This window comes from Gemella sp. GH3, from assembly GCF_013415425.1.
Classification (GTDB): domain Bacteria; phylum Bacillota; class Bacilli; order Staphylococcales; family Gemellaceae; genus Gemelliphila.
This window is the reverse complement of sequence record NZ_JACBYC010000087.1, coordinates 40291-52709: the sequence shown is the minus strand read 5'-3', so window position 1 is coordinate 52709 and position 12419 is coordinate 40291. Positions and strand designations below refer to the sequence as shown.

Annotated in this window: 14 protein-coding genes; 2 read left to right on the top strand and 12 right to left on the bottom strand. The window is 28.9% G+C overall.

Annotated elements, in window-relative coordinates; genetic code table 11:
* Positions 1-171: 171 nt before the first annotated feature.
* The gene (locus HZY83_RS02965) at positions 172-432 is read right to left on the bottom strand and encodes a SemiSWEET family transporter (protein WP_179942587.1); all 261 of its coding nucleotides are present in this window, start codon (positions 430-432) and stop codon (positions 172-174) included.
* Between the two features lie 26 nt (positions 433-458).
* Positions 459-830, bottom strand: coding sequence for a large conductance mechanosensitive channel protein MscL (mscL, locus tag HZY83_RS02960; protein WP_179942586.1), 372 nt, complete (start codon positions 828-830; stop codon positions 459-461).
* Positions 831-1026: 196 nt separating this feature from the next.
* Here mscL and HZY83_RS02955 point away from each other — a divergent pair, with 196 nt between their 5' ends.
* Positions 1027-2151 carry an NADH-dependent flavin oxidoreductase gene (locus HZY83_RS02955; RefSeq protein ID WP_179942585.1) on the top strand — a complete coding sequence of 375 codons (1125 nt, stop codon included), beginning with the start codon at positions 1027-1029 and terminating at the stop codon, positions 2149-2151.
* An 82-nt stretch (positions 2152-2233) separates the two neighbouring features.
* On the opposite strand, the gene HZY83_RS08245 is transcribed toward HZY83_RS02955, so the two are convergent.
* The 10 genes from HZY83_RS08245 to HZY83_RS02910 form a co-directional block, all read right to left on the bottom strand.
* Positions 2234-2452, bottom strand: a complete 219-nt coding sequence (locus HZY83_RS08245; RefSeq protein ID WP_218925323.1) for a hypothetical protein — start codon at positions 2450-2452, stop codon at positions 2234-2236.
* A complete protein-coding gene (locus HZY83_RS08430) occupies positions 2398-3210 on the bottom strand; it encodes a Fic family protein (RefSeq protein ID WP_370520043.1) in 813 nt (270 codons plus the stop codon). The genes HZY83_RS08245 and HZY83_RS08430 overlap by 55 nt, the downstream gene beginning before the upstream one ends.
* Before the next feature lie 325 nt (positions 3211-3535).
* Complete coding sequence (locus HZY83_RS02945) at positions 3536-4219, bottom strand: 5'-methylthioadenosine/adenosylhomocysteine nucleosidase (RefSeq protein WP_179942584.1); 684 nt, start codon at positions 4217-4219, stop codon at positions 3536-3538.
* A gap of 7 nt (positions 4220-4226) precedes the next feature.
* Complete coding sequence (gene greA, locus HZY83_RS02940) at positions 4227-4709, bottom strand: transcription elongation factor GreA (protein WP_179942607.1); 483 nt, start codon at positions 4707-4709, stop codon at positions 4227-4229.
* A gap of 58 nt (positions 4710-4767) precedes the next feature.
* A complete protein-coding gene (gene udk / locus HZY83_RS02935) occupies positions 4768-5391 on the bottom strand; it encodes a uridine kinase (protein ID WP_179942583.1) in 624 nt (207 codons plus the stop codon).
* Positions 5391-6665 carry a peptidase U32 family protein gene (locus HZY83_RS02930; protein ID WP_179942582.1) on the bottom strand — a complete coding sequence of 425 codons (1275 nt, stop codon included), beginning with the start codon at positions 6663-6665 and terminating at the stop codon, positions 5391-5393. Before HZY83_RS02930 ends, udk begins: the two co-directional genes overlap by 1 nt.
* Positions 6666-6709: 44 nt before the next feature.
* Positions 6710-7636 carry a peptidase U32 family protein gene (locus HZY83_RS02925; RefSeq protein WP_179942581.1) on the bottom strand — a complete coding sequence of 309 codons (927 nt, stop codon included), beginning with the start codon at positions 7634-7636 and terminating at the stop codon, positions 6710-6712.
* A complete protein-coding gene (locus tag HZY83_RS02920) occupies positions 7633-8289 on the bottom strand; it encodes an O-methyltransferase (RefSeq protein ID WP_179942580.1) in 657 nt (218 codons plus the stop codon). The genes HZY83_RS02925 and HZY83_RS02920 overlap by 4 nt, the downstream gene beginning before the upstream one ends.
* Positions 8290-8565: 276 nt before the next feature.
* Entirely contained in the window at positions 8566-9936 is a 1371-nt protein-coding gene (locus HZY83_RS02915; RefSeq protein ID WP_370520042.1) for an MFS transporter, read from the bottom strand.
* The gene (locus HZY83_RS02910; protein WP_179942578.1) at positions 9936-11126 is read right to left on the bottom strand and encodes a M20 family metallopeptidase; all 1191 of its coding nucleotides are present in this window, start codon (positions 11124-11126) and stop codon (positions 9936-9938) included. The genes HZY83_RS02915 and HZY83_RS02910 overlap by 1 nt, the downstream gene beginning before the upstream one ends.
* Positions 11127-11389: 263 nt before the next feature.
* Between HZY83_RS02910 and HZY83_RS02905 the strand changes: the two genes are divergently transcribed.
* Positions 11390-12298, top strand: coding sequence for a LysR family transcriptional regulator (locus HZY83_RS02905; protein ID WP_179942577.1), 909 nt, complete (start codon positions 11390-11392; stop codon positions 12296-12298).
* Positions 12299-12419: the final 121 nt, after the last annotated feature.

The window sequence follows — 12419 nt, the reverse complement described above, 5'->3', positions numbered from 1 at the left end:
AATATATTAATTTTTTCTGGGTATATAAATAATAATTATTGTTATATTAATTTTTTATTAGATTAAGTATGTATAAACTATCTTAACTATTTTGTATTTAAATTAATTTGTTTTTGATAATAAAAAAAAGCATTTTACTATTATTCTATAGTAAAATACTTAAAATAATTTTTATAATAATGCTGTTAATACTGCCATTATTCCAAATACAATTCCTGGCGCATTAGCAGCTGCTAAAGGTATATCTCTATTTTTCTTCAATAATCCGTAAGATACCCATAAAGTACAATTTATAGCAGCGACTAACGGCTGAATAAAATCACCTTTATTTCCGTTAAGGTTGTTAGCTATTTGTGGAATGTATGCAACATACATTAAAACAGATAAAGTCGTAGCAATCCAACCTAATATCTTTTCGTTTTTTTCAGTCATAAGATTTCCTTACTATTAAAATTATTTTATTTTTTTAATAAATCACGAATTTCTTTTAATAATTCTTCTTTTGCATCAACTTCTGGAGTTTCTTCTACAGCTTCCTCTTCTTTAACAACTTTTGATTTAGCTCCATTAATAAGCTTAACAAATATAAAGATAGAAATTGCCACGATTAAGAAGTCAATTACAGTTTGAATAAAGTTACCGTATTTTACATTATTCCATACTAACTCTGTGAAATCAGGTTTTGTTGGGAATAATAATCCTATTAATGGCATCATAATATCAGATACTAATGACGATACGATTTTACCAAAAGCTGCCCCGATAATTACCCCGATAGCCAAATCAAGTACATTACCTTTTAAAGCAAATTCTTTAAATTCTTTTAACATAATAACGTGTTCCTTTCATAATAATATAAATTGTCTTTGCAAAACAAGATTATTATAACAAATTTTAGTAGACTAATCTATCAATAAGCTCTGAAAGATAAAATATTTTGTGATAATGTATAAATTTAATATTTAATTGAAAAGATATCTTTATATGACGTATAATATAATTGATGTTATTTTGTAGGAGGTATTTATGGATAATAAAAAACTTTTTGAGAATATAACTTTACCTAATGGTGTAACTATTAACAATAGAGTAGTTATGGCTCCAATGACTACGTGGGGAAGTAATGATGACAATACTGTTTCAGATAATGAAATATCGTTTTATACACGAAGAGCAAGAAATCTAGGAATGACTATTACTGGATGTACACACGTATCAGCTAATGGTATAGGTTTTGAAAATGAATTTTCTGCTTATGATGATAAGTTTATTCCTGGTCTTAGCAAATTAGCCTCATCTATTAAAGAGCAGAATACTAAAGCTATATTACAAATTAATCACGCTGGCAACAAAGCTTTGCAACACCTAATAAAAGATTCTGATGTTGTTAGCGCTAGTTATATAGCTACGTTAGATACTGAATTTGCAGAAGCGTGCAAAACTAGACCACTAAGCGAAAAAGAAATATTAGAAATAATAAAAAACTTTGGAGAAACAACAAGGCGCGCTATCAAAGCTGGATTTGACGGAGTAGAGATTCATGCAGCACATGGATTTTTAATTCAAAACTTCACATCCCCCTATTTCAACAAAAGGTTAGATAAATGGGGAGGCTCTTTGGAAAATAGAATAAAATTTCCTATAGAGATAACAAGAGAAATTAAAAAAGTTATAATAGAAGAAAATAAACCAAACTTTATTTTAGGATATAGACTGTCTCCTGATGAGCCGATGGAAAATGCTTTGCGTATAGAACATACTTATAAGATTATAGATGAAGTAATTAAAATAGGGATAGATTATATTCACATTTCATTACCTAATGCTCTGCAAGACAAACCGGTAAACAACAAAGATCATACATATCTTGAACTTTTGTCAAAATATATTGATAGACGTGTACCTACAATTTACGCAGGATCAATAAAAACTTTCTCCGAAGCAGAGTTATTACTAGAAAATTGTGATTTTGTCGCATTAGGACGTATTCTAGTAACAGACCCAGACTGGTTAGAAAAAGCAAAATACAATAAATCTCAAGAAATAGTAACAAAATTAGACTTACAAAATATTAACAACTTAAAACTACCCCAAAAATTAGTAAAAGAAATAATAAAAAATAAAGGTTGGTTTGAGATTGAGGGGGATTAAGTATATTTATTATAAAATATAATGGTTATTAATAAAATTAATTTATAAGAATATAAGCCGACTAGTTTATAGTCGGCTTGTATTAATTTTGACTTATAATTCTTAGTAAATCATAATTATAATATTTTACATTTCTTTTAGTTGTTTTGTCTTTGTCTAGTAATCCAATATTAACTAAATAATCTAAAGCTTTTTTTACAGTACTCTGATGATTCTCTGTAATGTTAGATACCCCTTTAGCTGTAGTTATCGGATTAGAAAAAGTTGACAACCATACTTTTTTTGTATCTCTGTTTGACATTTAGAAATTCCATACTTAGCTAATTGTTCCGAACTTTCAATTTCCTCAATAATCTTATTGGACATTCTTTCACTAGCATTTAAAAAGAAATATATCCAACTTATCCAATCAGGATTATCTGCTCTAGTTGCGTTTAAAGAATTATAATATCTAATTCGTTCTTTCTCTAATTCTTCACTAACAAAAAATAAAGGAAATTCTATGATATTTTCTTTTACCGCCATTAAAGCTATAAGAATCCTACCTAATCTTCCATTACCATCTAAAAATGGATGAATTGATTCAAATTGAGCGTGCATTATAGCTATTCTCAACAAAGAATCAACAGAATGATCAAATATTGTACTATCTTCTTTTACATCCACTTCAAAATCTCTATGTTTTTCTTCGTTTATAAAATATTCTAGATTAGTCATATAAACTGGTATTTCATTAGAATCTATCGGAATATAGACCGCATTCTCAATTTTTTTATCTGATCCTATAAAGTTTTGAATTTTCCTAAACTCTTCTTTATTAGAAGTCGTCCCTCTTGCATTATTCATTAGTATAGAATGCAAACTCTTAATTAATTTACTAGATATAACATCTCCATTTTTTATATGTTGAACACCATACTCTATTGCTGCTCTATAATTACTAACCTCTATTTCTTCCCAAGATTTATTTTGACTTTCCATTATTTCATAAAAAGTTACTTGCGTTCCCTCTATCCTTGTAGATTGAACAGATTCGTTATACATTAATAAATTTAAAATAGAATTATTAACAATAGATTTTTTTAAAATAACATCTAATTTACCTATTTTTTATTAACTTCAGATAATTTTTTATAAATCTTTATAGCATCTTTATTATTGATAATTATAGGTAGTTTTAACACGCCTTTTATCATAAAAAACTCTTTAATATAATTTTATTGTTTTTTTATATTATAAAATAATTAAAGATAAGGTTCAATGATTCTATACTTAAATCATTTAATAATATACTTTTAGTTAATAATTATATGATATTGTAATATCTTAGACATTTGTGTAAAATTAACTATAAAAAAGGAAGATGATTAATCATCTTCCTTTTTTATATTCTTTTTAGCAATTCTGTAGTTAATATAGAAGAATTTTGAGCAGCAATCTTCAAAAATTCATCAAATACTATTCTAGTACCCTCTTCTGCTTTATCACTAATACTTCGACAAACTATAAATTTTGTTCCAAAATTATAGCACGTCTGAGCTATTGCTGCTGCTTCCATTTCTACAACCTGCATATTAGGAAAGTTATTCAATATATTTTGTTTTATATTTTTATCAGAAATGAAAGAATCCGACGTTCCTACTAGACCGTAATGAATTTTATAATTAGGTAATGTAATATCTTTTGTAATATTGACTAATTTTTCATCACTTTTATAATTTTCTGGCATTTGTGGAACTTGTCCTAATTTGTAGCCGAAATGTGTTGCATCAACATCAAAATAAACAGTATTCGTAGCTACTATCATATCTCCTATTTCCATTCCTTTTTGTAATGCTCCGCAACTACCAATATTAATTACATAATCAACATCATAATTATCTAATAGCACAGTTGTCGCTATCGCTGCATTTACCTTCCCTGGTTTTGACAACATCAAAACTATTTCTTTATCTTGGTATATACCCTCATAAAATTCTACGTGTGCAATTTTATTAGTACGAGAGTTTTTTATTTGTGATTTAATAATTGCTACTTCTTCTGGCATAGCGCCTATTAATGCTATCATATTATACCTACTTAACTTTTATAATTTTGATATCCATTGAGTCTTCTGGACCAGTAGGAAGTGATACTTTTACTACATCTCCTACTTCTTTTCCTAGTAATGCTTGTGCTACTGGAGATTCATTTGATATTTTGTATTCAAATGGATTTGCTTCTGCACTACCGACTATTTTGTAACTTTCTTCAACACCATCTGGAAGCTCAACATAAGTAACAGTATGTCCCAAACGAATAGTATTAGACTTATCATCTATTTCGATAATTTTAGCATATCGAATCATTTGTTCCATTTCTAATATTTTTTGTTCGATAAATCCTTGTTCATCTTTTGCTGCATCATACTCAGAGTTCTCTGATAAATCCCCGAAACTACGTGCTACTTTTATTTTTTCTATTACTTCTGGTCGTTTTATTTTTTTGTAATGTTCTAATTCTTCTACTAATTTGTCATAACCTTCTTGGGTCATTTGATATTCTAAATTTTCTTCTATAGCCATAGTTATACTCCTTTTATTTTAGTATAGTAGTTATATTATATATGTTTTCATATTATTTTTCTAGTACTGATTTTATTTTTGTAATCAAAATATCTACTGCTATATCATTATATCCACCATCTGGGATAATAATGTCTGCATATTGTTTTGATGGTTTTATATACTGTTCGTGCATAGGTCTAACAGATGTAAGATACTGATTTATGACAGATTCCACACTACGTCCTCTCTCGTTCATATCACGCAGTAAACGACGAAGTATTCTTATATCACTAGGTGTGTCAACAAAGATTTTTATGTCCATAAAATCACGTATTCTTTTTGAGTACAATCCGAATAATCCTTCTAAAATTATTATATCTTTCGGTTCTTGAATTACTGTCTCTTCACTACGAGTATGATTAACGTAATCGTATCTTGGAACAGCTACCTTTTCTCCAGCAAGCAGTTTTTCTAGTTGTATGCAAAGCAAATCGTTATCGAAAGCATCTGGATGATCATAATTAGTTTTTATACGCTCTTCCATTGTCATATGCGACTGATCTTTGTAATAATAATCTTGCTCTATCAAAACTACTTTTTCTTTATCAAGTTCTTCTATAATTCTCTTTGTTACAGTAGTTTTTCCACTTCCGCTTCCACCAACTATTCCTATTACTTTCGGTTTCTTTCGCATTATTTCTTACCGATTTCCTTTCTCATCATATTTTGTTTATATATTTTCTTATCAACCTTAGTTCTTATAATTTGCAAGGGATGACGAGCTGCATCTATTAAATCACCGTCTTCGTCATATATCTCACCTATCACTTGTTCGAAACTATCAATTTCTGGACCAAAAAATTCTACTTTATCTCCTGTTTTAAAGTGATTTCTCTGTTGAATAGTCGCTATCTTCGTTTCTTCATCATAATGCAATACCTGCCCTACAAAGTCGTAGTTTGTTTTCTTACCACCTTGATTTCCAAACATTTGCTCTTTGTAACTAGGAATATTATAGAAGAACGAAGATGCTGTATCTCTATTAGCACATTTGTAAAGCTCTAATTTATAATTTGGTGTCATCTCAAAGTTGTCTGGATCGGCACAATAATCGTCTATTAATTTACGATATACGCTGGCTACTGCAGCAACATAATGAATAGATTTCATACGTCCTTCTACTTTCAGAGAATCTATACCAAGTTCTATAATTTCAGGTACACTTTCTATAAGTGTCAAGTCTTTTGGACTCATAGCATAAGGATCTGATGATTCTTCATATAACTTATTATCTTCACTATCTCCTTCTTCATAAAGATCATAATTCCATCTGCAAGATTGACAACATCCGCCTCTATTACTATCTCTAGCAGTCATATAATTACTTAACGTACAACGCCCCGAATATGCGATACACATAGCTCCATGAACAAACATTTCTATTTCTACATCTGTTTTTTCACGAATTTTTTTGATCTCTTCATAACCGGTTTCTCTAGCTAACACTACTCTATCAACATTTTCACTTTCCCAGTATTGTACTTCTTTATAGTTAGATATTGATTGTTGCGTACTAATGTGTACCTCAACTTTCGGTGCAACTCTTTTACAAGTTTCTATAATATAAGGATCTGCAACAATAATCCCCCTAACTCCTACATCTTGCAAAGCAATCAAAAACTCTTCTAAACCTTCAAAATTTTCATCGTGGGCAATTATATTTGCTGTAACATAAATATCTGCACCGTAATTACGGGCAAAATCACAGCCCTCTTTTATTTCTTCTATAGTAAAATTATCTGCATTACTTCTTAGTCCAAACTCTTGCCCGCCTAAAAATATTGCGTCTGCTCCATAATGTACTGCTATTTTTAATTTTTCTAAATTACCAGCTGGCATTAACAACTCTGGCTTTCTTGTTATTACTCTTTTTCCGTCTATTATTTTTGAAATTTCTTTTATTGCCATAAGTATAAGTTACATTCAAGTATAACTTGTTTTCCTCCTCAATTTTAGTACATAGTTTTTTTATGGAAAAATCCTAAATCTATTTCACGATATTTCGGTTTTATAATCTCTATATCATTATAAAAATCTTGTTTCTCATCTTCATAAGCTTCTTTATCTTCAAAGTATAAATCTATAGCATCTCTATATATGGTAGTTACTTCTGTAATATACTCTTCTGACTTTAATATACCGTCTATTTTTAATGCTTTTACTCCCGATGATATTAATACATCCAAATATTCTATAGCGCATATATCATTTGCACTCATAATATGTGTCCCGTTAGAATCTTCAAAAATAGGGTAACGTTCATTTCTATCCTGACTATATAAAAACAGCTTTTTAGAACCACTATATTTTTCTATATAATCTTCTTTTTCACTATACAAGAAATAATTATCAACTAATTTTCTTATCGATTGGAACATACAAAGCATACCTTGCACTTGTACTTCTACTTCAAAATTAGATTTCGCAGCTATTTCTGTTATTTCTTCTAATGTTAGTTCCTTGGATAAACACGTTCTGTACGCTCCTCTGTTTCCCCAGTAATTACAAGAGAATGAGTTTGTAGCTAATGTATGTGGATCCCATTGTAATTTAAAGTTTAAATTTTCTTCGCGCATAATAGTAATTATTGTAGGTTCTCCAAAAATTACTGCATCAGGATTTAATTCATTCACATACTTCAAGTACTCTATCAAATCTTCTAAATGATCGTTATGAAATATAGCATTTACACTTACATAAGCTTTTTTCCCTGCTTGATGTATTATTTCGATAGCTCTTTTTAACTCTTCTTTTTTAAATTCACCAGCTAGTCTAAGTCCGTACTTCTCTTCACCAAGAACAAAACTATCTGCACCTACATTAATAAGTTCATAAATATGTTCTATACTTTTTGGTGTTACTACTAATTCTACTGTCATTTCTTTACCTTTCTTGTTGTAATAGCTATTCCATCTCCAAACGGCAATATAACACTAGTATAATTAGGATTAGCCATTAACCATTCATTATAATTGTTAATTTTACGTGATAATTGTTTTAAATCTCTACTATGTTTTATAATGCTAGGATCTGCTACCATACCTTTAAAAAGAACATTATCGGTAATAACCAAAACATTGTCTGCAAAGTAAGGCTCATAAAGTTCAAAAAATTTTCTACTTTGACTTTTTGCTCCATCTATAAAAACTACATCATAAGGTGCATTATTAACAACTCTACTATCTAGTTCTAAAGCATCACCATAAATAGCAACTATTTTATCTTGCAAATTTCTTTCTTGTATATTTTTTTGTGCTTGTTCGTACATTTTAATATCACGCTCAATAGTTACTACCTTGCAACCAACATTTTCGCAAAAGCTTATGGTACTATAAGCAATAGCCGTCCCTATCTCCAGCACATTTCTAGCATTTTTTATATTTAATAATTGAATCAAATAAGCTCGCCCTATTTTATCCAAAATAGGCACTCTATTTTCTTTTGCAAAATTTTCTAATTTTTTATAAAAAATATCATTTTCAGGAAGTAAATTTTCTACATACAAACTATCTTTGGAATCTATAGCTACCATAACTCCTCCTAAACATAATCTTGTCATCATAATATAATACCATAACTAACAAGAAAAATATAGTAATCAAAGTCTATTATTTAAAATATAATATTTACAACTTATCCAATATACAATCTATTTTTTATACAATATAATTACAAAAAATAATTGCGGATAAAATTATTAAATTTAACTACAGATTTATTTTAATTAATATATAAAATAAAAATAGAATTTCTTACTAAAAGAAATTTTTCTAATTAGCAAGAAATTCTATAATAAATTATTTTAGAATTATTGTTTTTTTGGAATAATTACTACTATTGAAATAATAGAGAAAATACAGAATAGTATGTTTATAATTAATCCGTAAGTTGCTCCGTCATTAAAGTTTCCTCCAGCACTTAATGCACTATAAACTGCAGCCGATATAGCTACCCCTATAGCTCCACCTAAAGAACTAGCCATTTTATAAATACCCGCAGCACTTCCTACTTTATCATTAGGCACACTTGATAGTGCTGTATCCGTAGATGGCGTTGCATATATTCCTAATCCTGTACCGAATAAAGCATATCCAACGAATACTAGGATAAGGTAAGCTGTTCCTTCAACCATAGTTAATGTCATCAATCCAACTCCTATACATGTGATAACAGTCCCTAAAAGCATTGGTGTTCTAGATCCAAATTTTTGTAAAAATTTCTCCCCGATTCGAATAGTAATAAGAACACACACTAAATATCCTAAAGACATCATTCCTGCATCACGAGAATTCATCCCTCTTCCTTGTTGCATATAAGAATTAATTACTATTAAAGTTCCCGCAACAGCATTTAGTAAGAAGTTTGATATTGTCGCACCAAGATAAACTTTAATTTTGAATAAAGAAAAATCAATAAAGCTATTATCTTTGCTAGTTTCTACTTTGTAGAAAACAACTAATCCTACAACTACTACTAAGCTTAAAGCTAAAATATACGGACTAAATATTCCTAATTCTTTTGCTTTAGATATAACTACATTTAATGATAACATTGATACAATAAAAATAGTTAATCCTATAAAATCAAATTTTTCTTTAGTAGAACTGTTGACTTTGCTTTCTGGCGTTCCAAAAATTAATAGCATACTAATTACAGATACTATAATAGACATTATAAAAACGTAGCGCCAACCTAAACTACTAGAAACAGCACCACCAAATAAAGAACAGAATCCAGATCCTCCCCATGATCCTATTGACCAGAAACTTACCGCCCTTTGTCTATCTTTACCTTCATAATAAGTTTTTACCAAAGCCATTGTTGCAGGCATAATAAACGCAGCAGCTAGTCCTTGCATAGCTCTTCCTATAATAAATAATGATGATTCAAATGATATAGTTAATAAGAATGAACCTACTATATTAAGTAAAAGTCCTATATAAACAAATTTAACTCGACCTACCTTATCAGCAAGTCCTCCAACCATTACAATAAAAAGTCCAGAAAATAGAGCCGTTATAGAGATGCCTATATTTAAAGCTCCTTGTGATATAGATAAATCTTTTTGGACATCTGGTGCAATATTTAGCATAGATTGTGCAAACAACCAAAAAGATAATACCGCTAAAACTATCCCTATTAATAGTTTATTAGTTCCTTTGTAACTTGTACTCATAATTAATTATCCTCCTTTAAACATTTTAATAGTCCAGTAGCCATAGATTTCGCAGATATTAATAATGATTTTTCATCAATATCAAATTTAGGATTATGATGTGGATACATAGTAGTTCCTTCTTTATGGGCACCTACGTAGAAGAAACAACTAGGTTTTTGTCTAGCATAATATGCAAAATCTTCAGATGGCGTTTGTGCTTCACACTCTGCTACAGAACTAACTTCTGATATATTTGCTTCTTTTAGAGCTTCTGCTACTAATTTTGTAACTTCGTAATCATTCTCTAAGACAGGGTAATCATTTTTGTAGTCTAAAGTATAGCTTAAATCATATGCTTCGCAAGTGCCACGTAATAATCTAGAAAATTCTTCTTCAATTATAGATCTACAATCTTCATTCATAATTCTAACATCACCCTCTAAGAAAACTGTTTCTTTAATTACATTAGCAGACCCTTTACCATCAAAAGATCCAATAGTTACTACAGCTGAGTCAAAAGGATTTATACGACGACTAATAATTGTCTGTACTGATGTTACAAAATTAGCTGCCCCTACTATTGTATCATTTGCTAAGTGAGGCATAGACCCATGTCCACCTTTTCCTTTTATAGTAACTTTGAAAGTTGCACGCCCTGTGTGGACTTTACCAGATTTATAGAACACTTCTCCTGTTTTCATTGTACTCATAACATGAATACCTAGCACAGCATCAACTCCATTTAGAACTCCATCTTCTACCATTGATATAGCTCCTCCTGGTGGTACTTCTTCTGCAGGTTGATGAATAACTCTTACTGTTCCACTTAGTTCTTCTTTGAATTCTATTAAAGTTTCTGCAAGGACTAACATATAAGCAGTATGTGCGTCATGGCCACAAGCGTGCATAACACCTTTATTTTTAGAGCTAAAAGGTAACCCTGTTTCTTCTTCTATAGGTAATGCGTCAAAGTCTGCTCTTATAGCAATACACTTACCTGGTTTTGAACCTTTTATGTCTACAGTAATACCTTTTATACCACCTACATTACTTCTAACAACGCAGTCTTTTCCTTTGTAAAAATTTTCTATATAACTTGCTGTTTTTGTTTCTTGAAATGATAGTTCTGGATTTTCGTGCAAATGTCTCCTAATATCTATCATTTTATTTTCTTTTTCTTCTAATCTTTTATAGATTTTATCTAACAACATAATTATACCTCCTTCTTAAAATTTAAATTAATAATTACCTCTACAAACTATTTTAAACTTAATTTAAAGCGTTGTAAAATTCATATTATATATCAAACTATAACCAATAAGTTATAATATAATTATTCAGATAAAATTAATAAATTAATATTTTTAAAATTTAATAGTTTATTAATAAATTACATTATTTATCAATACTGTGATATAATTATAATAAATAAAATAATTCATTATAACTTTTTGATTATAATTATGGTGGTATTATGAATAATTCAACAAAACTAAGCTATATAAATACTATATTAAAACAACAAAATCTTACAAAAGCAGCAAAAAAACTCTATATTTCTCAACCTTATCTAAGTAAAATAATAAAAAATATAGAAGAAGAACTTGGTGTGCAAATTTTTTATAAAAACAAAAATATAATAAAACTTACATTTGCTGGAGAAAGATATATACATTATTTAAAACAAATAAACAAAATAGAAAATAAATTGTATAACGAAATATCGTTAATAAAAACGAATAAAAAAGGGAAAGTAAAATTAGGAATAAATTCTGCTTTGGCTACAGCATTCCTTTATAAAGTTATACCCGAATTTAACAAGAACAATCCCGACGTAATAATTGAGCTAATAGAAAAAAATCAAAATATTTCTGAATATATGTTAATAGAAAATGATTTAGATTTAGTTATAGGGATGAGCCCCATAGCAAATAAAAATTTATCATACAACACTCTTTATAGTGAAAAGTTGTACCTATTCATACCAAAAAAACATCACTTGTACAATCCAAAAGTAAAAAATATATCTAAGTTTAATAAACCTTTGTATATTTTAAATAATGAACCTATTGTTACCACTCCAGAAAAGTATGGCATAGGTCATACTCTAAAAATATTTTTTGAGAAAAATAATATAGAATTAAATACTGCCATAACTACTAGTACAGTTCCTACTGCGGTAAACTTAGCAAAATCTGGTATCGGTATGACATTCATTCCTGAAACTATAGTTGATGATTATATTAATGAGGAATGTAATATATACTACTTCAATAAGTCTGATATAAAAGCTGAGTATGTAGCTATTTATCGAAAAGATGAACTATTATCCGAAGTAACTACTAATCTGTTAAACATTATATTAGAAACATTAAAAAAATAATATTTCCATATTTTCTATATAAATATAACCTTTTTTAATTGTATTTAATAAACCCCTATTATAAATATTTAGGCAATATACGTTTAAAGCCATTGAGGTAGCAAACGTGTTAAATAAATTT